The organism is Mycolicibacterium parafortuitum (assembly GCF_010725485.1).
GTDB lineage: Bacteria > Actinomycetota > Actinomycetes > Mycobacteriales > Mycobacteriaceae > Mycobacterium.
Window position 1 is genome coordinate 5,168,918 of the sequence record NZ_AP022598.1, and the last position, 22,845, is coordinate 5,191,762.

Consider the following 22,845-nt stretch of genomic DNA (forward strand, 5'->3'; position numbering starts at 1 on the left):
ACTACAGCGGCGTGACGTAGTGGCCGGTGATACCGCCGTCGACCAGGAACGTCGACCCCGTGATGAACGACGCGTCGTCACTGGCCAGGAACGCCACCGCAGCGGCCAGTTCGTCGGGCTCGGCGAACCGTCCCATCGGCACGTGCACCAGCCGGCGTGCGGCGCGCTCCGGATCCTTGGCGAACAACTCCTGCAGCAGCGGGGTGTTGACCGGTCCCGGGCACAGCGCATTGACCCGAATCCCCTGGCGCGCGTACTGGATACCGAGTTCGCGCGACATCGCCAGCACACCGCCCTTGGACGCGGTGTAGGAGATCTGCGAGGTCGCCGAGCCGTTGACGGCGACGAACGACGCGGTGTTGACGATCGACCCCTTCTGCGCGGGCACCATGTGCCGCAGCGCCGCCTTACAGCAGAAGAACACCGACTTGAGGTTGATGTCCTGCACCCGGTCCCACGCGTCGATCCCGGTGGTTTCGATCAGGTCGTCCTCAGGCGGGCTGATGCCGGCGTTGTTGAACGCGATGTCCACCCCGCCGTGCACCTCGAACGCGGTGTCGAACAGGTTGTCCACCGCGACCTGGTCGGACACGTCGACCTGCACGAAGGTCACGTTCAGGTCGTTGGCGACCGACTTGCCGGTCTTCTCATCGAGATCCCCGATGACGACGATGGCGCCTTCGGAGCGCATCCGCTTCGCGGTCGCGAGCCCGATACCGCTGGCGCCGCCGGTGATGACGGCGACCTTGCCCGCCAGGCGCTGGGTCAGATCCATTTAGTGAGCCTCCTCTACGGCGATGAAAACGTTCTTGGTCTCGGTGAACGACAGCGGGGCGTCCGGTCCGAGTTCGCGACCCAACCCCGACTGCTTGAAGCCGCCGAACGGAGTGCTGTAGCGCACCGACGAATGCGAATTGACCGACAGGTTCCCGCCTTCGACCGCCCGCGACACCCGTAGCGCACGGGACAGGTTGTCGGTCCAGATCGATCCCGAGAGCCCGTACACGGTGTCGTTGGCGAGCCCGATCGCGTCGGCCTCGTCGTCGAAAGACTGCACGGTGACGACGGGACCGAAGATCTCCTCGACGACGGTGCGGTCGCCGCGCTCGGGTGTCAGCACCGTCGGCGGGAACCAGAACCCCGGACCGCTCGGCGCGGATCCCCGAAATGCGACGGGCGCGTCGTCGGGCACGTAGGACGCCACCTTCTCCCAGTGCGCCCTGGCCACCAGCGGACCCATCTCGGTGCTCTCGGCCTTCGGATCACCGACCACCACACCCTTGACGGCCGGTTCGAGAAGCTCCATGAAACGGTCGAACACACTGCGCTGCACCAAAATCCGACTGCGCGCGCAGCAGTCCTGACCCGAGTTGTCGAACACCCCGTACGGTGCGGTCGCCGCGGCCCGTTCCAGGTCGCAGTCGTCGAAGATGATGTTGGCACTCTTGCCGCCCAGCTCGAGGGTGACACGCTTGACCTGGTTCGCGGCCTGCGCCATCACCCGGGTGCCGGTCGCGGTGGATCCGGTGAACACGATCTTGCGGACGTCGGGGTGGCTGACGAACCGCTCGCCGACCACCGAGCCCCGCCCGGGCAGCACCTGGAGCAGGTCGGCGGGCAAACCCGCTTCGAGCGCGAGCTCGCCGAGCCGCAGCGTGGTCAGCGGGGTCCACTCGGCGGGTTTGACGAGGACCGCATTGCCCGCGGCCAGCGCGGGTGCGAAGCCCCACGCCGCGATCGTCATCGGGAAGTTCCACGGCGTGATCACCCCGACGACGCCGAGCGGCTCGTTGAACGTGACATCGATGCCGCCGGCCACCGGGATCTGCTTGCCGGACAACCGTTCCGGGGACGCGGCGTAGTACTGCAGCACGTCGCGGACGTGGCCGGCCTCCCACCGGGCGTTACCGATCGGGTGCCCGGAGTTCGCGACCTCCAGCTGTGCGAGTTCCTCGACGTGCGCGTCGACGACCGCGGCGAACGCACGCAGCGCGGCGGCCCTTTCGGCGGGCGCCTGCCGCGCCCACAGGCGTTGGGCGGCTTTGGCTCTGGCGACCGCGTCGTCGACGCCGGCCTCGTCGGTGTGCGCGACCGTGCGCAGCAGCTCCTCGGTCGCGGGATTGATCACATCGCAGGCGGTCATACCTTCACTTTCTGTGCCGCTTTACTTGTCGCGAACTGAGCCGCGGCGCCGACCAGCCCCGCGAACAGCCGCAGATCGTCGAGCCGTTCCTCGGGATGCCACTGCACCGCGACCGCCCAGCGGTCCGGGTAGCGCGCCGGGTCGACCTCGACGGCCTCGATCACCCCGTCGGTGTCGGAGGCGCTGACGATCAGCCCGTCGCCGAGCCGGTCGATGGCCTGGTGGTGGTAGCACTGCGCCGACGTGTCAGACCCGACGAGCGAGGCCACCCTGGTGTTGGGGGTGGTCCTGATCGACGACGTGGTGAACACCGCATTGCCCTGTTGATGCCGGGTGTGCCCGACGACGTCGGGTAGGTGCTGATGCAGGGTACCGCCCAGTGCCACGTTGAGAACCTGTGCGCCGCGGCAGATCCCGAGCACAGGCGTGCCGCGGCGCAGCGCCGCACGAAGCAATGCGAACTCGAACGCGTCGCGCATGCGGGTGTCGGCATCGGGCACGTCGGTGGCCGGGTGCGGGTCGGCGCCGTAGGTCGCCGGGTCGACGTCGCGTCCGCCGGTGATGATCAGGCCGTCAAGGCGGTCGAGTATTTGCCCGGCGATCGCGTCGTCGACCGGCTGCGGCGGCAACAGCGTCGCGATCCCACCGGCCATGCCGACACCCTGGAAGTAGATGGCGGGCAGAAAGCTCGCCTTCACATCCCACACTCCGGTCTGCGCCCGCTGCAGGTACGTGGTCAGCCCGACCACGGGCCGCACCGCGTCGCTAGAGGCGTTCAAAGCCACGCATCCTCTCCCAGTCGGTGACGACCGCGTTGAACGCGTTGAGCTCGACCCGCGCATAGTTGACGTAGTGGTCGACGACGTCGTCGCCGAACGCGTCGCGGGCGATCGTCGAGTTCTCGAACAGCTCCATGGCCTCGGTCAGCGTGGTGGGCAGCCGGTCTGCGCCGCTGGTGTACGCGTTGCCTTCCAGGGCGTCTTCGAGCTCGAGCTCGTTCTCGATGCCGTAGAGCCCGCCGGCGATCAACGCCGACACCGCCAGGTACTGGTTGACGTCGCCGCCGGGCGCGCGGTTTTCCATCCGCATGCCCTGGCCGTGGCCGACCACCCGCAGCGCGCAGGTGCGGTTGTCCAGGCCCCAGGCGATCGCGGTCGGGGCGAAGCTTCCTTCAGCGAAGCGCTTGTAGGAGTTGATGTTCGGCGCGTAGAACAGGGTGAAGTCGCGCATGGTGGCCAGCTGCCCGGCGATGAAACTGCGGAACATCGACGACATCCCGAGTTCGTCGCCGTCGTCGGCGAACACCGCCTCGCCGTCTTTGCCGCGGAACGAGATGTGGATGTGGCAGCTGTTGCCTTCGCTCTCGTCGAACTTGGCCATGAACGTCAGGGATTTGCCGTGCTGGTCGGCGATCTCCTTGGCACCGTTCTTGTAGATCGTGTGGTTGTCGCAGGTGACCAGCGCCTGGTCGTAGCGGAAGCCGATCTCCTGCTGGCCCAGGTTGCACTCGCCCTTGACGCCTTCGCAGTACATGCCGGCGCCGTCCATCCCGATGCGGATGTCGCGCAGCAGCGGTTCCATCCGCGTGGAGGCGTGCATCGCGTAGTCGATGTTGTAGTCGGTGGCGGGCCTGAGATTTCGGTATCCGGCTGCCCAGGCGTCGCGGAATCCGGTGTCGAACACCATGAACTCCAGCTCGGTGGCGGCGACGGCGTCGAGGCCGCGCTCGGACAACCGGTCCAGCTGGGCGCGCAGGATGCCGCGCGGCGCCTGGGCGACCGGACGCCCGTCGGTCCAGGACAGGTCCGCCATCACCAGCGCGGTGGCGGGCTGCCACGGCACCTGCCGCAGCGTGGACATGTCCGGGGTCATGACCATGTCCCCGTAGCCGGTCTCCCAGCTGGAGATCGCATAACCGTTGACGGTGTTCATGTCGACGTCGACGGCCAGCAGGTAGTTACAGCACTCGGCGCCGTGGTCGGCGACTTCCTCGACGAACAGCCGCGCCGAGATCCGCTTGCCGGTGAGCCGGCCCTGCATGTCGCAGAACGCGACGATGACGGTGTCGATATCGCCGTCGGCGACCTTACGTTCCAGATCCGCCTTCGACAGCATTCCGCGCTTGGTCATCAGTTCACGTGCCCTTCGCCGGTGGTGGGGCTTTCACGATTCCACGATCACGCCATCCTGTCCAAAGGTAGGGCATCAGACCAATAGGCGACTCGATGGGGTGCCCCGCTCCGCGTGCACTCTCAGGCGCTGTGACGACGGTCTCGATCTTGATCGCCGAGAAGGGTTTGGACGGGTTGCGCTGGGGTAATCCCACTCGGCGCGCCCGGGCCCGGGTCTCCGGCCGCAGAACGAAACAGCAGGTTCGCTCGTAACAGAGATAGGGTCGGTCACGTGTGTGGAGCCACCGGCGAGGTCCGCCTCGACGGAAACAATCCCGATGTCCGTGCAGTCTCGGCGATGGCCGAGGTTCTCGTCCCGCGCGGCCCCGACGCCGCGGGCACGTGGTCGCAGGGCCGGGTCGCCCTCGGTCACCGGCGCCTGAAGATCATCGATCTGTCCGAGGCCGGCGCCCAGCCGATGGTCGACTCCGACCTCGGTCTGACGATCGCCTGGAACGGCTGCATCTACAACTACGAGCAACTGCGCGACGAACTCGCCGGGCACGGCTACCGCTTCTTCTCCCACAGCGACACCGAGGTGCTGCTGAAGGGTTACCACCACTGGGGTGACCGCTTCGTCGATCACCTCAAGGGCATGTTCGCGTTCGCGATCGTCGAACGCGACAGCGGACGCGTGCTGCTGGGCCGCGACCGGCTCGGCATCAAGCCGCTGTATCTGGCGCAGACCCCCGACCGGATCCGCTTCGCGTCCTCCTTGCCCGCACTGGTGGCCGGTGGCGGAATCGACACCCGGATCGACCCGGTCGCGCTGCACCACTACATGTCGTTCCACTCGGTGGTCCCGGCGCCGCGCACCATCTTGCGCGGTGTCACCAAGCTGCCGCCCGCGTCGCTGATGGCGATCGAACCGGACGGCGAGGTCACCACCACGACGTACTGGGAGCCCGACTTCACCCGCCGCGCCGACCGCGCCGACTGGTCCGACAAGGACTGGGAGGACGCCGTCCTCGATTCGCTGCGCACCGCCGTGAAGCGCCGGCTGGTCGCCGATGTGCCGGTCGGCTGCCTGCTGTCGGGCGGCGTCGACTCCAGCCTGATCGTCGGACTGCTCGCCGAGGCCGGCCAGCACGGCCTCAAGACGTTCTCGATCGGCTTCGAATCCGTCAACGGTGTCGCCGGCGACGAGTTCAAGTACTCCGACATCGTCGCCGACCGTTTCGGCACCGATCACCACCAGATCCGCATCGACACCGCACGTATGCTGCCCGCGCTCGACGGCGCGATCGGCGCGATGAGCGAACCGATGGTCAGCCACGACTGCGTCGCGTTCTACCTGCTGAGCCAGGAGGTCGCCAAGCACGTCAAGGTGGTGCAGTCCGGCCAGGGCGCCGACGAGGTGTTCGCGGGCTACCACTGGTATCCCCCGATGGGTGAGCCCGACGCCGCGTCGGTGGCGGGTTCGGTGGCGCGCTACCGCACCGCGTTCTTCGACCGCGACCAGGCCGGCTACGCCGATCTGGTGGCACCGGCCTACCTGTCCGACGAGGATCCCAGCGAGCTGTTCGTCACCGAACACTTCGCCCGGCGCGGCGCCGAGACCGGGGTCGACCGCGCGCTGCGGCTGGACACCACGGTGATGCTGGTCGACGACCCGGTCAAACGGGTCGACAACATGACGATGGCGTGGGGACTGGAGGGCCGCGTGCCGTTCCTCGACCACGAGCTCGTCGAACTCGCCGCGACGTGCCCGCCGCACCTCAAGACCGCCCACGAGGGCAAGGGTGTGCTCAAACAGGCTGCCCGGCAAGTGATTCCGTCCGAGGTCATCGACCGACCCAAGGGCTACTTCCCGGTGCCCGCGCTGACCCACCTCGAAGGGCCGTACCTGGACATGGTCCGCGACGCGCTCTACGCCCCGGAGGCCAAGGAGCGCGGACTGTTCCGTCCGGATGCCGTCGAGCGACTGCTGGCCGATCCGAACGGGAGGCTGACGCCGTTGCGCGGCAACGAGTTGTGGCAGATCGCGCTGCTGGAGATGTGGCTGCAGCGCCATGGCATCAACGGTGGGGCCGCATGACGGCTGATCCGACGGCAGACAACCCCGAGGCCATCACGCTGGCGCTGCACGAGGCCGCCAGCCAGGATGTGCTCGACACGATGTCAGACGACGTCGTTCTCGAACTCGGTTGGGGGCGGCTGATTTTCGGGCAGACGTTCGCCGACCCGGAGAAGCTCGCCGACGTGCTGCGGCAGGAGACGCAGGGCCGTCGGGACATCTGCATCTACGCGCGGGAGCCCCACGTGCTGGTCGCCAAGGCGCCCTCGGAACTGTTCATCGATCCCAGCCACACCTACCGGCTGCGATTCGCCGACGTCGCGGCCGACGCCCCTGCGCCGAGGGGGTTCCGGGTGCGCACACTGGAGGCCCGCACCGACGCCGACGAGATGAACCGGGTCTATCTCCGCTGCGGGATGGTCGCCGCACCGTCCGATGTGCTGTGGGACAACCACCGCGACCGCAACGCCGTCGACTATCTGGTGGCGGTCAGCGAGGAGGACGGCTCGGTGTTGGGCACCGTCACCGGTGTCGACCACGTCGCGCTGTTCTCCGACCCGGAGAACGGCTCGAGCCTGTGGACGCTCGCCGTGGACCCGGCCGCATCGGTCCCCGGAGTCGGTGCCGCACTGACCCGGGCATTGGCGGCGTTGTACCGCGACCGCGGCCGCGCGTACATGGATCTGTCCGTCGCCCATGACAACGAGGCTGCGATCGCGCTGTACGAGAAGCTGGGATTCGCGCGCGTCCCGGTGATGGCGGTCAAGCGCAAGAACGCCATCAACGAGCCGCTGTTCACCCATCCCCCGGAGACCGTCGACGACCTGAACCCGTATGCCCGGATCATCGCCGACGAAGCGATGCGGCGCGGTATCTGGGTGGAGGTCCTCGACGCCGAGGCCGGGGAGATGAAGATGTCCCACGGCGGGCGCAGCGTGATCACCCGCGAATCACTGTCCGAATACACCTCTGCGGTCGCGATGGCCCGCTGCGACGACAAACGGCTGACCCGGCGCATCGTGTCCGAGGCGGGCATCAAGGTGCCGAAGGGCAGGCTCGCCACGTTCGACCAGGCCGACCACGAATTCCTCGCCGAGGTCGGCGACGTCGTCGTCAAACCCACCCGCGGCGAACAGGGCAAGGGCATCACCGTCGGCATCGACAGCCCCGAGGAACTCGACGCGGCCCTCGCCCGCGCCCGCGAGCAGCACCCCGAGGTGCTCATCGAGGAACGCGCCCCCGGCGACGATCTGCGGCTGGTGGTCATCGACGGCAGGGTCGTCGCGGCCGCGCTGCGACTGCCCGCCGAGGTCACCGGCACCGGCAAGCACACCATCCGCGAGCTGATCGAGGCGCAGAGCCGTCGGCGCGCCGCCGCCACCGGCGGTGAGTCCCGGATTCCGATGGACGCGGTCACCGAGAACACGGTCAGGGAGGCCGGATTCTCGCTGGACGACGTGCTCAGCGAGGGTGAGCGGCTCCGGGTTCGCCGCACCGCCAACCTGCACCAGGGCGGCACCATCCACGATGTGACTTCGACGGTGCATCCCGAGCTGTGCCGGGTGGGGGTGGCCGCCGCCGCGGCAATCGGCATCCCGGTCACCGGAATCGATCTGCTCGTACCCGACGTGACCAAACCCGAGTATGTGTTCATCGAGGCCAACGAACGCCCGGGGCTGGCCAATCACGAGCCCCAGCCCACCGCAAAAGCGTTCGTGGACTTCCTGTTTCCGAATCAGCCCGGACTCCCCCAGGCCTGGACCCCCGACGAGGCGCCCTCGGGTTAGCGCCTGGCGGCGCTCACCACGTGCTGGACCGCATCACGATCTCGGCGGCCAGTTGCGCGGTCGAATCGGCGGCGTTTCGCCGGCCGAGCAGTTCGACGATGCGGTACTCGCCGTAGACGAAACGCTGGCTGGCCTTGGCCACCGCGCGCGCGGCGCTGCTGCTGACCAGCGCCGTGGTGTTCAGTTCCACCGGCGGGCATCCCTCGTCACGCACGGCGCCGGTCAGGTCGGGAACCTTCGGGTGACCCCGGTCGATCGCCACCAGGCCGATGAACCGGTCCAGCCGGGTGGCCGCCAGCTCCCATGCCAACTCGCCGCCGGCCCGGTCGCCGACCAGCAGCGCCCACCGGATCTCCAGGCTGTCGAGGACGCTGATGACGGACTTGGCGGTCAGGCGTGGATCCGCGCCGACGACGACGGTCTTCAGCGATGCGGTGTGCAACCGCTGGCACACCCCGTCGTAGGCGGCGGGGTTCTGCTGCGCCGCGGCCAGCATCACCACGACCGAACCCTTGTCCGGTCCGGCGACCGAGACGGGCACGCCGAAGCCGTCCACGGTGACCATGGGAGTGGGCATTGCGTCACGCTACAGGGCGCAGCGGCTTCGGTGCGGGGCTTTTCACGCTGTTCACCGGAGGCGTCAAACCGATTGCGCGCGCTCGGCCTGTTTGCCCGTCACGTCCAGAAAGGTCTGCGGCAGCGTGCCTTTGACCGGAATCGACGGGTCCGGCGTCGGAAACGCGATGCCGAACACGGCCATGGTGCCGACGTTCTCGAACGAGAAGTACACACTGGTCTGCCCGCCGCCGAGATGCATCGTCTGCTCGTAGACCAGGGCGCCGTCACGCGGCGCCGGGATCTGCGTCGTGGTCATCGCGATCCCGGGATCGGACGGGTCGAAGAACGTGCGGTACTCGGCGCACCGCTGCGCGGTGGCGGCGAGGCGCTCGAGATCGAGATGCCAGGTGAGCACGGTGACCACCATCCGGACCCCGTCGTAGGCGGCGACGTACTCGCCCGCGCTGCCGGGCCCGCGCTCGGCGGTGCGGGCGATGTCCCGGGTCAACCCGTCGGCGCAGCCTTCCGGCCGGGACAGCATCGGCGGCGGCCCGTCGGCGCCGTCGGCCTCCCCGCGGTCACGGGTGATCCGCTCGAACTGCACGCCGGGCGGGAAGTCGGCGGCGGTCAGCAGCGCCGCGTCGAGTCGGGCGCCGGGCCAGGTCGCGGTGCCGGTGACGGGCTTGCCGCAGCCGACCGACAGGCATGCCGACAGACAGGCCACCGCCGTCACGGCGAGCGCCGGTCTGATCATGGACTCAGGCTACCCAGGTTCAGACCTGGGTCAGGATCTCCGCGCCGGATTCGGTGACCACCAGCGTGTGCTCGAACTGCGCGGTCCACTTCTTGTCCTTGGTCGCGACGGTCCAGTCGTCGTCCCAGATCTCGTAGTCCAGGCTGCCGAGGTTGATCATCGGCTCGATGGTGAACGTCATCCCCGGCTCCAGGACCGTCTCGACCGCGGGCTGGTCGTAGTGCAGTACCACCAGCCCGTTGTGGAACGTGGTCCCGATCCCGTGCCCGGTGAAATCCCGAACCACGTTGTAGCCGAACCGGTTTGCGTACGCCTCGATGACCCGGCCGACGACCGAGAGCGCGCGGCCGGGCTTGACCGCCTTGATCGCGCGCATGGTCGCCTCGTGGGTGCGCTCGACCAGTAACCGGTGCTCCTCGGAGACGTCACCGGCCAGGAAGGTCGCATTGGTGTCGCCGTGTACCCCGTGGATGTACGCGGTGACGTCGATGTTGACGATGTCGCCGTCCTCGATCACGGTGGAGTCCGGGATGCCGTGGCAGATGATCTCGTTCAGCGATGTGCAGCAGGATTTCGGGAAGCCCTTGTAGCCGAGTGTCGACGGGTAGGCGCCTTGGTCGACCATGTACTCGTGGGCGATCCGGTCCAGCGTGTCGGTCGTGACGCCGGGAGCGACGGCCTTGCCGGCTTCGGCGAGCGCGCCGGCGGCGATCCGGCCCGCGATCCGCATCTTCTCGATGACCTCAGGGGTCTGCACCCAGGGCTCGCTGCCCTCCTGCGCGGTCGGCCGACCGACGTATTCCGGGCGGGCGATCGACTTGGGCACGGGCAGCATCGGTGAGACGGTGCCGGGCCGGAGGGCGGTCCGAACTGACATGCAGCAATGCTAGCGTTCCGCGGATGCAGGTCACCCCCGGTCATTTGTTCGCCCAGATGAACTTCCGCGACGTCGAGGACACCGACGAGCGGATGGTGATCGAGCTGGACAACCGGCCCGACCTGGTGAACCGGCGCGGCGCGTTGCAGGGCGGTCTCGTCGCGACGCTGATCGACATCGCGGCGGGGCGGTTGGCCGACCGGCACGTCGGTCCCGGCCAGGACGTCACCACCGCTGATATGACCATCCACTATCTCGCCCCCGTCTTGGAGGGGCCCGCCCGTGCCGAGGCCACCATGGTGCGCGCGGGGCGCCGGATCTCGGTGATCGCGGTAGACGTCGTCGACGTGTCCCGGGACCGGCTCGCGGCGCGTGCGACGGTCAGTTTCGCGGTGCTCGACCCACGCTGACCGGACCGGTCAGGTCACCTGTAGCGCGCTGAGCGCGGTGCGCACCCGGTCCGGCAGCGAGCCGCCGTGTACCAGCCAGTCGTCGAGGGCGATCCGCACCGACGCCATGGTCAGCGCACCCAGCAGCCGTGGGCGCGGGTCGTCGGTCGGCACACCCGGAATTCTCGGGCTCACCAGCTCGGCGATGGCGGCCTCGTAGCGCAGGTACAGCTGCAAGGTCCACGCGCTGAACACCGGCGAGGACCGGGTCAGCATCGCGAGCTCGCGCACCTGCTCGCTGACCGCATCGAACCCGTCTCCGAGGTCGTCGAACGCCGCGACGATCGCCGCATTCGCGGTCAGTTCCTCCGGCTGCGCCGCCACGGCGGCCGTGATCGCCTCCAGCCAGTGCGTGGTCATCCCCTCGGCGACCGCATCTTCTTTGGCGCTGAAGTACCGGAAGAACGTCGCCCGGCCGACCTCGGCGGCGGCGGCGATGTGTTCGATGGTGGCGCCGCCGAGTCCGTGATCGGCCACCGCCTGGGCAGCCGCGGCGGCGATGCGGGCCTTGGTGGCCCGTTGCTTACGGACCGTCAGCGATTCCGGCAAATCCCGCCCTGAGACTGCGTCCATGGTGAAACTATGTCTCACCATGGATGCGAAAGGCAACGGATGGGCGCCCGCCGGCCTTGAGGCGTGGCGATTGGTCCAGCAGATGCTCGCCGATCTCACCAAGACGGTCATCGAGGATTCGGCCAGCGAGCGCGAACTCCTCGAGGGGCTCACCGTGGTCGCCAAGGCCACCGCGCTGTGCACCGAGATCTCGGTCGAGGCCGACCCGGAGAATCCCCGGTTCTTCGACATGTGCACCGACAACCGCCTCATCGCCGGCTCCAACCCCGACGGGCGCTATCTGCTGGCCATGATCCGCGGCGACCGCACCTACCGGGTAACCGGCCACCGCGGCGATACCGCCTACCTCGGCTTCCAGGTGCTCGCCGGCACCGGCCTGACCCCACGACGCATGGCGGCTTACCTCGGCGACCGCGAACTGCGCTGCTACGGGGGAACTTTCAGCTTCATCCTGTCGGCGGTCGAACCCACGCCCGAGGTGCTGGGCAACTCACAGTGGGTGCAGATCCCCGAGGACGCGTCCTCGATCGTGGTGCGCGAGTACATCGCCGACGCCGACAGCGAGCTGGCGGCGATGATGACCATCGAGTGCCTCGACCGCGCGCCGCTACAACCCCTCTCGGATGACGCGGTGGCCCAGGCGTTCACCGCGATGGCATGGACGATCGTGAAGCTCACCACGCTGCACCGCACCATCAAGCCCGAGCTGCTGGACCAGCCCAACGTCCTGGTCACCGCGCAGTCCGCCGAGATCGGCGGCGATGTGAGCACGCCGGACAATCTCTACATGATCGGGTCGTTCGAACTCGACCCCGACGAGTCGCTGGTCCTGGAGTTCACCCCACCGGACACCCGCTACTGGAACGTCACGCTGGAGAACGTATGGCACGAATGCCTGGAACCGCGGCGGCGGCACAGCTCGGTGACCAACAAGGGGGTGCGGCCGAACCAGTTCGGCCGGGTCCGGATCGCGATCGGCGCCAACGACTTCGGGCACGGCCACTGGCTCGACACCGGCGGCAGGCAGCGCGGGTTCGTCGTCATACGCTGGCTGGACAACCCCGAACCGCCTGCCCTGCACAGCGAGGTGGTCCGCGGGAGCGCGGATTGACCGCCGACCGGTTCCGCCCGGATCTGCTGGTCGAGCAGGCCTGCGAGAGCACCGGACTGGACGACTTTGGCGAGGACACCACATGGCGCGACGGCCTGGACCGGTTGTGTCACGGCCTCGTTCACGACGCCCGCCTCAACGCGATCGGCGTCGAGATCGCCGCGCTGGACATCGCACGCGCGATGACCAACCGCTTGCGCATCGTCGACTGGCGCAGGCAGCACCCCGAGATCGGCGCCGCCGCGGTCCCCCGGCCGATCTTCATCGTCGGCCAGCCCCGCACCGGAACGACCATCCTGTTCGACCTGCTGGCCCAGGACCCGGCGCTGCGTCCGCCCTTGACGTGGGAGGTCGACGAGCCGTTCCCGGTGCCCCGGCCCGAGACCTATACCACCGATCCGCGAATCGCCCAGACCCAGGCGAACATCGAGGCTTCTGAGCTGATCGTGCCCGGGCTGCTGGTGCACCACCCGATGGGCGCGTTGGTCGGGCAGGAATGCGTGCGGATCTTCTCCGGTCAGTTCTGCTCGATGATCTTCCCGACCCAGTACCGGCTGCCCGACTACTACCGCTGGCTGCTCTACGACGCCGACCACGGACCGGCGTACCGCTATCACCGGATGTTCCTGCAGCACCTGCAGTCGGGCGTGGGCGGCGAGTCCTGTCAATGGCTGCTGAAATCGCCCGCGCACCTATGGCAGTTGGACGCGCTGATCGCCGAGTACCCGGACGCGCTGATCGTGCAGACCCACCGGGATCCGTTGAACGTGATCTCGTCGATCAGCGCGCTGATCCACCATCTGCGCCGGCTGGCCTCCGACGAGTCCTCGATCCCCGACTGCGCCGCGCAGTCCCACGAGCAGATCGTGGTCGGGCTGCAGAAGGCGGCGGAGCTGCGCGACTCCGGCGCGCTGAACCCGGATCAGGTGGTGGACGTGCAATTCCGCGACTTCATGCGGGATCCGTTCGACACGATCCGCACGTTGTACGCCCGGCTGGGCCGTGAGCTGGAACCGCTCGCCGAGCAACGGATGCGGGAGTTCCTGGCGGCCCACCCGGGCGATCACGGCGGCGACCGCTATCGCTGGTCGGACACCGGTCTGGATGCCGCCGAGGTCCGCGCGCAGATGCGCGGCTACCAGCAGCGCTACGGCGTACCCGACGAAGCGCTCAGGTAGTCGGCCGGAACGGATTCGGTCGCCACGAGCGGCGCGGGCCCCGGATGTCGACGGAGCCGCACACCACCTTGCCGGTCAGGATCACGTGCGGATTGCCCTCGGCCGGAGCGTCTTTGCGATGGTCGTGGGCGCTGCCGACGTTGACCTCGACATCGTCGATGGACGCGCTGGCCCCGTCGGGCAGGCGCAGCTCCAGCCCGCCGAACTTCATGTCCAGTTCGATGACCACGATGGGGCCGGCGAAGCGGGCCCGGGTCAGGTCGAGGTCGACCGAGCCCATCCGGCGGTGCAGTGCCAGCCGCGACGGCACCGTCCACTCCCCTTGCCGCTTCAGCGATCCCAGCACGCCACGCAGTTCGACGCGGTCGGCCGCGGAGGTCACGATCGCGCCGGGACCGGGCAGATCGCCGACCAGCAGGTCCAGTTCGGAACGCTGCCGCGCAGCCGACACCAGCGCCGAGCGCTCCTCGAACTCTCCGATGTCGATCAGGCCGAGTGCGACCGCGTTGTGCAGGCGGCGCAGCGTGCCGTTGCGGTCGGCATCGGAGATCCGCATCTCGGCCGGTTCGACGGATCGCCCGTGATTGATGTCGGTCATGGCAGTTCCACGGTACCCCGGCAGGGACCGCCGTCCGGACGGCGATCAGCTGTGATGTCAGCTAAGCCTGGTAGTCGGGAGGCAGCGCGTCGAGCATGCCCTTGAGCATGCGCACCGCGTACTCCGAACTTCCGCCACCGACGATCAGCGCCGAGAACGCCATATCGCCGCGATACCCGGTGAACCACGAGTGGGAGCCGCCGGCGAACTCGGCCTCACCGGTCTTGCCGCGCACGTCGCCGGCACCCTGCAGATCCTTCGCGGTGCCGTTGGTGACCACCAGCCGCATCATCGGCCGCAGGCCTTCCACCACGCTCTGCGGGATCGGTTGCCGCTCACCGTCGATCGCCGTCTCACGGCCCCGGATCAGCTGCGGCACCGGGGTCTGCCCGGCCGACACCGTCGCGGCGGCCAACGCCATCCCGAACGGGCTGGCCAGCACCTTGCCCTGGCCGAACCCGTCCTCGGTGCGCTCGGTCAGATTGACCGTCGGCGGCACATCGCCGGTGACCGTGGGCAGCCCGGGGATCACGAAGTCGGCGCCGAGTCCGTATTGCGAGGCGGCCTGGGTCAGCCCGCGCGGCGGCATCCGGCTGGCCAGTTCGGCGAAGGTGGTGTTGCAGGAACTCGCGAACGCCCGGGACATCGGCACGGTGCCGAGGTCGAACCCGCCGTAGTTCGGCACCTTGCGGTGACCGATGTCCATCGTGCCGGGACAGCCCAGAAGTGTGTTGGGCGTGGCCATCTGACGTTCGATCGCCGCGCCGGCCGTCACGATCTTGAACGTCGACCCGGGCGGGTAGAGGCCCATCGTGGCCACCGGGCCCTCACGGTCGGCGGCCGCGTTCTGCGCGACCGCCAGGACCTCCCCGGTGGACGGCTTGATCACGACGATCATCGCCTGCTTGTCGGTGACGTCGACCGCGTTCTGCGCCGCGGTCTGCACCGAACGGTCCAGCGTGATGCCCACCGACGGGGCAGGCGTACCGGGCACCTCGTTGAGCACGTCGACGTCGACACCGTTCTGGTTGACCGTGACGACCCGCCAGCCCGGCTCTCCGTCCAACTCCTCGGCGACGGTCTTCTTCACCTCGTTGATCACCGCCGGGGCGAACCCCGGGTCGGTCGGCACCATCTCCGGATGCGGGGTGATCACCACTCCGGGCAGGTCCCGCACCGCGGCGGCGACGGCGTCGTGGTCGGCCTTGTTCAGCGTCACCAGACCCAGCGGCCTCTTACTCGAGCTGGCCAGTTCCGCCAGCCGCTGCGGCTCCAGTGTGTTGTCGAAACGGTGCAGTGCGCCGGTCAGCGTGCGGGCGGTGGACATCAGGTCGACGCCGGCGGCGCGCGCGTCCAGCGCGAAGTGGTACTTGTAGCCGGGCACCAGCACGTTCGTGCCGGTGCGCTCGTGCACCGAAGCCCGCGGCGGCGAATCGGCCCGCAGCGCGAAGGTCTGGTTCTCCCCCAACCGCGGATGCAGACCGGTGGCGTTCCAGCGCACCTCCCAGCGTCCCTCGTCACGGACCATGTTGAGCCGGCCGTCGTAGGTCCAGGTGCGGTCCTTGGGCAGGTGCCAGGTGTAGCGGTAGGCGATGCTGCCGATGTCCTCGGCGTACTTGGAGCTCAGGATCTGCGCGTCCAGCCCCTTGGCCTGCAGACCGGCCCACGCCTCGTTGAGGTCAGCCCGGGCCTCGTCGGGGCGGTCGGCCAGGCGCGCCGCCGCTTCGGTGTCACCGGTGGCCAGAGCCGCGAAGAACTCCTCGGCGACCGGCTCTGGACCGTTGGGTCGCGGCGTGCACGCCGCGACCGGCGCGACAAGGGCGACCGCGGCAGCCAACGCCGCGATGCGTGTTACGGATGTGAGCAGTGATGCCATTGGGACTGATGTTAAGAAGTCACGGTCCGGTTTCGGTGCAGGCGCACCGTGATCACGGTGACCTGTTCTCCGGAATCCTGGGTCAGGAGCCGGCAGCCGGGGCGCGCACCACCAGCGGCACCGCGGGGAAGTACGCCGCCATCTCCGAACGCGAGGCGCGCAGGGCCGCCGTGCCGTAGCCCTGCTTGCGGTGGTCCGGGTGGATCCAGATCCGCACGTCGACCTCGCCACCGGCCAGTTCGCCGAACACCATGCCCACCTTGGTCGCGCCGACCTCGGCGACCAGCCACGCGGCCTCCTCGGCCGCCATCCGCGTGACCGCGCTGCGGATCTCGTCACCGAGATCGCCTGCGGGCGCCGCGGTCCCGTCTCCGGCCGATCGCACGTCGGCGGTGCGGGCGGCGAAGACGTCACGGTCGTCCTCGGCGGAGAACGGCCGCAGCATCAGGCGCCGGGCCGAACCCGGGGTCGGCTCGGACTCAGAGAAGGGCGGCACCTTGCTGGTGAGGTTCTCCAGTTCGGCGGCGATCCGGCGCCGGGACACCTTGGTGAGCCGGTCGAAAGACAGCCGTAGCACCGCCTCGGCGGCCTCCGGCGACGTGTCGAGAAGGTCGGCGATCGCGTCGATCGCGGCGTCGTAGTCGTCGGAGTCCACCACCGCGTCGAGCACCTCGTGCCGGCGTTCCAGCGCGCGGACCAGGGCGTCTGCGATCACGCGGCGATCCGCCTCCTGCTCGGTCATATCGAGAGCGTAGGCCGTGGCGAGGTCAGTCGAGCAGCACGGTCGCGAACGACGCGATCTCGGCGAATCCGATGCGCGCGTACGTCGCCCGCGCCACGGTGTTGAAGCTGTTGACGTACAGGCTGGCGGTGCGCCCGCCGGCGACGACGGCGGCCGCGACCGCGGCGGTTCCGGCCGTGCCGAGCCCAGCGCCCCGTCGGTCGGGATGCACCCACACACCCTGGATCTGGCCGACGGCGGGCGACTGGGAACCCACCTCGGCCTTGAACACCACCTCGCCACGTTCGAAACGGGCCCAGGCGCGGCCCGCGGCGATCAACCCGGCGACCCGGCGCCGGTAACCGCGGCCACCGTCGCCGACACGGGGGTCGATGCCGACCTCACCGATGAACATGTCGACCGCTGCCACCAGGTACGCGTCGAGTTCCTCCATCCGCACCTGCCGCACCGCGGGGTCCGCGGCGCACGCCGGCGCGGTGTTCAGTGCCATCAACGGCTGATGGGCGCGCACGTCACGGGCGGGACCCCAGACCGGTTCGAGACGCTGCCACATCGGCAGCACCAACTCGGCCCGGCCGACCAGCGATGAGCACCGCCGGGCACTGCTCATCGCCTTGTCGGCGAACGCGTTCAGGTCACCGGGGCCGCCGCGCAGCGGGATCAGATTCGCCCCGGCGAAACACAGGGATTCGTTGGCGCGCCTGCGGGTCCACAACTCGCCGCCGATCGCCGACGGTTCGATGCCGTGTTCGGCCACGCGGGCGGCCACCATGCAGGAGGCGACCGGATCGTCGTCGAGGACCTGCCGGACGGCGTGGACGTCACGCACCACCGACACTCTTCGCTCGTCTACAAGCCGAAAAAGCGGAGGAGCCGACATCTGAGTTCTTTCTGCGACTGACCCGATGGGGACCCCACCCCCGGGGTCACGTCTTTAGCTTACGGTCACAACAGGCGAACCGGAGGCTTCATCCGAACCTCGCGTGGCTTCCATTTCGGAGGCGAGCCGCATCGCCTCTTCGATCAAGGTCTCCACGATGAGCGCTTCGGGCACGGTCTTGATGACCTCGCCCTTGACGAAGATCTGTCCCTTGCCGTTTCCGGAGGCCACCCCGAGGTCGGCCTCGCGTGCCTCGCCGGGTCCGTTGACGACACAACCCATCACCGCGACGCGCAGCGGCACCTCCATGCCCTCCAGTCCGGCGGTCACCTCGTTGGCGAGGGTGTACACGTCGACCTGGGCGCGCCCGCACGACGGGCACGACACGATCTCCAGGCCCCGGGGCCGCAGGTTCAGCGACTCCAGGATCTGGTTGCCGACCTTGACCTCTTCGGCAGGCGGCGCTGACAGCGACACCCGGATGGTGTCGCCGATGCCTTTGGACAGCAGGGCACCGAACGCGACCGCGGACTTGATGGTGCCCTGGAACGCCGGGCCGGCCTCGGTCACGCCGAGGTGCAGCGGGTAATCACACTGGGCGGCCAGTTGCTCGTAGGCCGCGACCATGATCACCGGATCGTTGTGCTTGACGCTGATCTTGATGTCGCCGAAGCCGTGCTCCTCGAACAGCGACGCCTCCCACAGCGCCGACTCCACCAGCGCCTCGGGGGTGGCCTTGCCGTACTTTTCCATGATCCGCTTGTCCAGTGAGCCGGCGTTGACGCCGATGCGGATCGGGATGCCCGCCGCACCGGCGGCCTTGGCGACCTCGCCGACCCGGCCGTCGAACTCCTTGATGTTGCCCGGGTTGACCCGGACGGCGGCACAGCCCGCGTCGATCGCGGCGAAGATGTACTTCGGCTGGAAGTGGATATCGGCGATCACCGGGATCTTCGACTTCTTCGCGATGATCGGCAGCGCGTCGGCGTCCTCCTGACGCGGGCACGCGACCCGGACGATGTCGCATCCGGACGCGGTCAGCTCGGCGATCTGCTGCAGGGTCGCGTTGATGTCGTGGGTCTTGGTCGTGCACATCGACTGCACGGCGATCGGATGGTCACTGCCGATGCCGACGTCGCGGACCATCAGCTGGCGCGTCTTTCGGCGCGGCGCCAGCACGGGGGGCGGCGGCGCAGGAGGACCTGGCATGCCAAGGCCTACAGAACTCATCAGAAGTCTCCTACTGGAACAACGTGATCGGGTTGACCACGTCTGCGGTCACGGTCAGCAAGGTGAAGCCCACCATCACGATGATCACGACATACGTGACGGGCATCAGCTTGAGGTAGTTCACCGGGGCGGCGGCGACCTTGCCGCGGGCTTCCCGGATCTTGTTGCGGGCCTTCTCGTACAGCGCGATGGAGATGTGACCGCCGTCGAGCGGCAGCAGCGGGATCAGGTTGATGCCACCGAGCACGAAGTTCAGCTGCGCGAGGAAGAACCAGAACGCGACCCACACGCCGTGCTCGACGGTCTCGCCGCCGATGCGCGACGCCCCGACGACGCTCAGCGGCGTCTCCGGGTCGCGTTCGCCGCCGGTGATCGACTCCACCAGCGCCCCGATCTTGGTCGGGATCTTGACGATCGCCTTGCCGAGCTCGACGCCGAGGTCCTTGGTGAACACCAGGGTCCCGGGTACGGCGGTGAGCGCGTTGTACTGCGTGGGCCCGAACTGGGCGGCCGTCACACCGATGCTGCCGACGTCCGCGGGCACCGCGGGACCGCCGTCGGCGCCCGCGACGAAGCGCTGGCTCGGGGTGACGTCGACGATGGTGGTGAACTCGCGGGACTGACCGTTCTCGTCGCGCTGCACCGTCAACTCGGTCGGCCCGCTCTCCTTGCGCACGGCCTCGACCAGCGCGTCGAACGTCGCGACCTCGGTGTCTCCCACCTTGGTGATCACGTCACCGGCCTGGATACCGGCCGCGGCGGCCGGGCTGTTGGCGATGCAGTCGCCCAATTCTCCTTGCGCCACTTCGGATTTGATGCACGAGGTCTCGCCGACCACGGCGGTCGTCGGCGCTGTGATGTTCGGCAGGCCCCAGGTGACCGCGATGCCGTAGATCAGCACCAGGCCGATGATGAAGTTCATCGCCGGGCCGGCGAACAGCACCGCGACGCGCTTCCAGGTCTTCTGCTTGTACATCGCGTACGGCCGGTCGGCGGGGTCGAGTTCCTCGACCGCGGTCATCCCCGCGATATCGCAGAAACCACCGAGGGGCACGGCCTTGACGCCGTATTCGGTGTCGCCGAGTTTGTTGGGCCGCCGGGTCGACCACAGCGTCGGGCCGAACCCGACGAAGTAGCGGCGAACCTTCATCCCTGTGGCGCGCGCCACCCACATGTGGCCGCATTCGTGCAGCGCCACAGACACCAGAATGGCGAGCGCGAACAGCGTCACGCCAAGCACGTACATCATCGTGGCGGCCAGTCCTAACTTCTACTACCTGCGGATTCCCGCTCGACCGCGCTCCGCGCCCGGTCACGGGCCCAGTCCTGTGCGTCGAGCACCTCATCCACGGTAGCTGGTTCGGCCCGCCATTGGTCGGCAGCGCGCAGCACCTCGGCAACAGTGCGCACGATCGCCGGGAAACGGATCCGGCCCTGCAGGAACGCCTCGGCGGCCTCCTCGTTGGCCGCGTTGTACACCGCGGTCATGCAGCCCCCAGCCCGGCCGGCCTCGCGGGCCAGCGTCACCGCCGGGAAGACCTCGTCGTCGAGGGGTTCGAAATCCCAGCGTGAGGCGGTGCTGAAGTCGCAGGCCAGGGCCGCTCCAGCGACCCGTGACGGCCAGCCCAGCGCCAGCGCGATGGGCAGCTTCATATCGGGCGGACTGGCCTGAGCCAGCGTCGAGCCGTCGGTGAAGGTGACCATCGAGTGCACGATCGACTGCGGGTGCACCACCACGTCGATGCGGTCGTAGTCGATCCCGAAGAGCAGGTGCGTCTCGATCAGCTCGAGACCCTTGTTCACCAGCGACGCCGAGTTCAGCGTGTTCATCGGGCCCATCGACCACGTGGGGTGCGCCCCGGCCTGTTCCGGGGTGACGTCGTCGAGCTGTTCGGCGGTCCAGCCGCGGAACGGTCCGCCCGAGGCGGTGAGCACGAGCCTGGCGACCTCGTCGGCGGTGCCGCCGCGCAGGCACTGCGCCAGTGCCGAGTGTTCGGAGTCCACCGGCACGATCTGGCCCGGGGCGGCGGCCTTCTGCACCAGCGGCCCGCCGGCAACCAGTGACTCCTTGTTCGCCAGCGCCAGCCGCGCGCCGGTGGCCAGCGCGGCCAGCGTCGGCTTCAGACCGAGCGCGCCGACGAGGCCGTTGAGCACGACGTCGACGCCGGTGGTCTCGGCGGTGGCCTCGACCAGGCGGGTGACCGCATCCGGACCCGAGTAGGTCACGTCGCCGATCGCCGCCGCGGCGGCCTCGTCGGCGACGGCGAGATTCGACACCCCGGTCTCGGCGCGCTGCCGCGCCAGCAGGTCACGGTTCCCGCCGCCGGCGGCGAGGCCGACGACCTCGAAACGGTCGGGGTTGGCCGCGATCACCTCAAGTGCCTGGGTGCCGATGGACCCGGTGGAGCCCAGGATCAGGACCCGCAGTCTTTCGCTCACCGACCCATTGTGCCGCCCCCTGCGGATGTGACGTGAATGTGACACCACGGTCTTGGACCCATCCGGCGCGGCGACGGCTCGGAATCACCGGTGTGCCAACTCCGGAGTCGGGCAACGGTGTCCGGCTCTCGAAAGAGATGGGATCGAAAGGGATGAGGAAATGATGACAACTCGACGGAAGACAGCCGCGGTCGCGGGAATCGCCGCGGTGGCCATCTTCGGTGCCGCGTGCTCCAGCGAAGAAGCCGGGAACACCGCCTCGTCGGCCACGAGCTCGGCGGCCTCGGCGATGGAATCGGCCACCAGCGAGATGACCACGTCCTCGGGTGCCCCGATGGCTGATCCCGCGTCCGGCCTCGTCGGCGCCGGGTGCGCGGCCTACGCCGAGCAGGTTCCCGAGGGTCCGGGTTCGGTGGCGGGCATGTCGGCCGAGCCGGTCACGGTGGCCGCGTCCAACAACCCGATGCTGAAAACCCTGTCCCAGGCGCTGTCCGGCCAGCTCAACCCGGACGTGAACCTGGTCGAGACGCTCGACGGCGACCAGTTCACCGTGTTCGCGCCGACCGACGACGCGTTCGCCAAGCTCGACCCGGCCACGATCGAGACCCTCAAGACCGATTCGGCCATGCTCACCGACATCCTGACCTACCACGTCGTCCCGGGCCAGGCCGCTCCCGACGCCGTCGCCGGCGAGCACACCACGGTGCAGGGCGCGCCCCTGACCGTGACCGGCGCCGGAAACGACCTGATGGTCAACAACGCCGGACTGGTGTGCGGCGGCGTCAAGACCGCCAACGCCACCGTCTACATGATCGACACCGTCCTGATGCCCCCCGCCGCCAATTGATCACTGCTGGAAAGGATTCCATTCACATGATGTTCTCGAAGATCTCACTGGCAGGTGCGGGCCTGGCCGTCGCGGCGGCCGCCGGCTTGTCGTTCGGCACGGCGGCGACGGCCTCGGCCGCTCCCGTCGGACCCGGCTGCGCGGCCTACGCCCAGCAGGTGCCCGACGGCCCGGGTTCGGTGGCGGGCATGTCGACCTCACCGGTCACGGTGGCCGCGTCCAACAACCCGCTGCTGACCACGCTCACCCAGGCGGTGTCCGGTCAGCTCAACCCTGACGTGAACCTGGTCGAGACGCTCGACGGCGGCCAGTTCACCGTGTTCGCGCCGACCGACGAGGCGTTCGCCAAGCTCGACCCGGCCACGATCGAAGCCCTGAAGACCGATTCGGCGCTGCTCACCGACATCCTGACCTACCACGTGGTCCCGGGTCAGGCAGCTCCCGACGCCGTCGTCGGCGAGCACACCACGGTGGAGGGCGCACCCGTGACGGTCACCGGCGGTGGGGACCATCTGATGGTCAACAACGCGTCGGTGGTGTGCGGCGGGGTACAGACCGCCAACGCGACGGTCTACCTGATCGACACCGTGCTGCTTCCTCCCGCGCGGTGACAGC

General features: G+C 68.8%; 22 protein-coding genes. 7 read left to right on the forward strand and 15 right to left on the reverse strand.

The features are described 5' to 3' along the window. Nucleotide 1: 1 nt before the first annotated feature. The 4 genes from NTM_RS24420 to NTM_RS24435 are packed head-to-tail and all read right to left on the reverse strand — an operon-like array spanning nt 2 to nt 4,273. Nucleotides 2-775 carry a 3-oxoacyl-ACP reductase gene (locus tag NTM_RS24420; protein ID WP_163768628.1) on the reverse strand — a complete coding sequence of 258 codons (774 nt, stop codon included), beginning with the start codon at nt 773-775 and terminating at the stop codon, nt 2-4. Continuing rightward, nucleotides 776-2,143: an aldehyde dehydrogenase family protein gene (locus NTM_RS24425; protein WP_104861317.1), complete on the reverse strand. Its 1,368-nt coding sequence runs from the start codon at nt 2,141-2,143 to the stop codon at nt 776-778. Next, nucleotides 2,140-2,892, reverse strand: a complete 753-nt coding sequence (locus NTM_RS24430) for a gamma-glutamyl-gamma-aminobutyrate hydrolase family protein (protein WP_435405134.1) — start codon at nt 2,890-2,892, stop codon at nt 2,140-2,142. The genes NTM_RS24425 and NTM_RS24430 overlap by 4 nt, the downstream gene beginning before the upstream one ends. Nucleotides 2,893-2,908: 16 nt before the next feature. Then, nucleotides 2,909-4,273, reverse strand: a complete 1,365-nt coding sequence (locus tag NTM_RS24435) for a glutamine synthetase family protein (protein ID WP_179963989.1) — start codon at nt 4,271-4,273, stop codon at nt 2,909-2,911. Nucleotides 4,274-4,546: 273 nt separating this feature from the next. Here NTM_RS24435 and NTM_RS24440 point away from each other — a divergent pair, with 273 nt between their 5' ends. Continuing rightward, nucleotides 4,547-6,352: an N-acetylglutaminylglutamine amidotransferase gene (locus NTM_RS24440; protein WP_163768635.1), complete on the forward strand. Its 1,806-nt coding sequence runs from the start codon at nt 4,547-4,549 to the stop codon at nt 6,350-6,352. Further along, nucleotides 6,349-8,118 (forward strand): N-acetylglutaminylglutamine synthetase, encoded by a 1,770-nt coding sequence (gene ngg, locus NTM_RS24445; RefSeq protein ID WP_163768638.1) that lies wholly within the window; start codon nt 6,349-6,351, stop codon nt 8,116-8,118. The genes NTM_RS24440 and ngg overlap by 4 nt, the downstream gene beginning before the upstream one ends. Before the next feature lie 13 nt (nt 8,119-8,131). On the opposite strand, the gene NTM_RS24450 is transcribed toward ngg, so the two are convergent. The 3 genes from NTM_RS24450 to map all read right to left on the reverse strand — a co-directional run bounded on the left by NTM_RS24450 (nt 8,132) and on the right by map (nt 10,307). Next, nucleotides 8,132-8,695 (reverse strand): alpha/beta fold hydrolase, encoded by a 564-nt coding sequence (locus NTM_RS24450; RefSeq protein ID WP_104861312.1) that lies wholly within the window; start codon nt 8,693-8,695, stop codon nt 8,132-8,134. A gap of 63 nt (nt 8,696-8,758) precedes the next feature. Continuing rightward, the gene (locus tag NTM_RS24455; protein WP_163768641.1) at nt 8,759-9,430 is read right to left on the reverse strand and encodes a hypothetical protein; all 672 of its coding nucleotides are present in this window, start codon (nt 9,428-9,430) and stop codon (nt 8,759-8,761) included. 19 nt (nt 9,431-9,449) lie between these two features. Then, the gene (gene map, locus NTM_RS24460; protein ID WP_163768643.1) at nt 9,450-10,307 is read right to left on the reverse strand and encodes a type I methionyl aminopeptidase; all 858 of its coding nucleotides are present in this window, start codon (nt 10,305-10,307) and stop codon (nt 9,450-9,452) included. 23 nt (nt 10,308-10,330) lie between these two features. On the opposite strand from map, the gene NTM_RS24465 reads away from it, so the two are divergent. Continuing rightward, nucleotides 10,331-10,717, forward strand: a complete 387-nt coding sequence (locus tag NTM_RS24465; RefSeq protein ID WP_104861300.1) for a PaaI family thioesterase — start codon at nt 10,331-10,333, stop codon at nt 10,715-10,717. A 9-nt stretch (nt 10,718-10,726) separates the two neighbouring features. Here NTM_RS24465 and NTM_RS24470 read toward each other — a convergent pair whose 3' ends face one another. Next, the gene (locus tag NTM_RS24470; protein ID WP_104861299.1) at nt 10,727-11,329 is read right to left on the reverse strand and encodes a TetR family transcriptional regulator; all 603 of its coding nucleotides are present in this window, start codon (nt 11,327-11,329) and stop codon (nt 10,727-10,729) included. A gap of 19 nt (nt 11,330-11,348) precedes the next feature. Here NTM_RS24470 and NTM_RS24475 point away from each other — a divergent pair, with 19 nt between their 5' ends. Further along, entirely contained in the window at nt 11,349-12,440 is a 1,092-nt protein-coding gene (locus tag NTM_RS24475; RefSeq protein WP_104861559.1) for a DUF1214 domain-containing protein, read from the forward strand. Beyond that, nucleotides 12,437-13,618, forward strand: a complete 1,182-nt coding sequence (locus NTM_RS24480) for a sulfotransferase family protein (RefSeq protein ID WP_104861298.1) — start codon at nt 12,437-12,439, stop codon at nt 13,616-13,618. Before NTM_RS24475 ends, NTM_RS24480 begins: the two co-directional genes overlap by 4 nt. Here NTM_RS24480 and NTM_RS24485 read toward each other — a convergent pair. The 7 genes from NTM_RS24485 to dxr all read right to left on the reverse strand — a co-directional run bounded on the left by NTM_RS24485 (nt 13,611) and on the right by dxr (nt 21,383). Continuing rightward, nucleotides 13,611-14,216 (reverse strand): DUF1707 SHOCT-like domain-containing protein, encoded by a 606-nt coding sequence (locus NTM_RS24485; RefSeq protein ID WP_104861297.1) that lies wholly within the window; start codon nt 14,214-14,216, stop codon nt 13,611-13,613. The genes NTM_RS24480 and NTM_RS24485 overlap by 8 nt on opposite strands. A gap of 61 nt (nt 14,217-14,277) precedes the next feature. Then, complete coding sequence (locus NTM_RS24490) at nt 14,278-16,092, reverse strand: penicillin-binding transpeptidase domain-containing protein (protein ID WP_163768646.1); 1,815 nt, start codon at nt 16,090-16,092, stop codon at nt 14,278-14,280. 82 nt (nt 16,093-16,174) lie between these two features. Next, on the reverse strand, nt 16,175-16,834 hold the full coding sequence (locus NTM_RS24495; RefSeq protein WP_104861295.1) for a GNAT family N-acetyltransferase: 660 nt from the start codon (nt 16,832-16,834) through the stop codon (nt 16,175-16,177). A 25-nt stretch (nt 16,835-16,859) separates the two neighbouring features. Next, a complete protein-coding gene (locus NTM_RS24500; RefSeq protein ID WP_104861294.1) occupies nt 16,860-17,714 on the reverse strand; it encodes a GNAT family N-acetyltransferase in 855 nt (284 codons plus the stop codon). A 54-nt stretch (nt 17,715-17,768) separates the two neighbouring features. Continuing rightward, complete coding sequence (gene ispG, locus NTM_RS24505; RefSeq protein WP_104861293.1) at nt 17,769-18,944, reverse strand: flavodoxin-dependent (E)-4-hydroxy-3-methylbut-2-enyl-diphosphate synthase; 1,176 nt, start codon at nt 18,942-18,944, stop codon at nt 17,769-17,771. A 10-nt stretch (nt 18,945-18,954) separates the two neighbouring features. Beyond that, a complete protein-coding gene (locus tag NTM_RS24510) occupies nt 18,955-20,193 on the reverse strand; it encodes a M50 family metallopeptidase (protein ID WP_104861292.1) in 1,239 nt (412 codons plus the stop codon). A 14-nt stretch (nt 20,194-20,207) separates the two neighbouring features. Further along, complete coding sequence (gene dxr, locus NTM_RS24515) at nt 20,208-21,383, reverse strand: 1-deoxy-D-xylulose-5-phosphate reductoisomerase (protein ID WP_163768649.1); 1,176 nt, start codon at nt 21,381-21,383, stop codon at nt 20,208-20,210. Nucleotides 21,384-21,543: 160 nt separating this feature from the next. Here dxr and NTM_RS24520 point away from each other — a divergent pair, with 160 nt between their 5' ends. Together NTM_RS24520 and NTM_RS24525 are read left to right on the forward strand one after the other, a co-directional pair. Further along, a complete protein-coding gene (locus NTM_RS24520; protein ID WP_104861290.1) occupies nt 21,544-22,230 on the forward strand; it encodes a fasciclin domain-containing protein in 687 nt (228 codons plus the stop codon). A 29-nt stretch (nt 22,231-22,259) separates the two neighbouring features. Beyond that, entirely contained in the window at nt 22,260-22,841 is a 582-nt protein-coding gene (locus tag NTM_RS24525) for a fasciclin domain-containing protein (RefSeq protein ID WP_104861558.1), read from the forward strand. Nucleotides 22,842-22,845 lie beyond the last annotated feature (4 nt).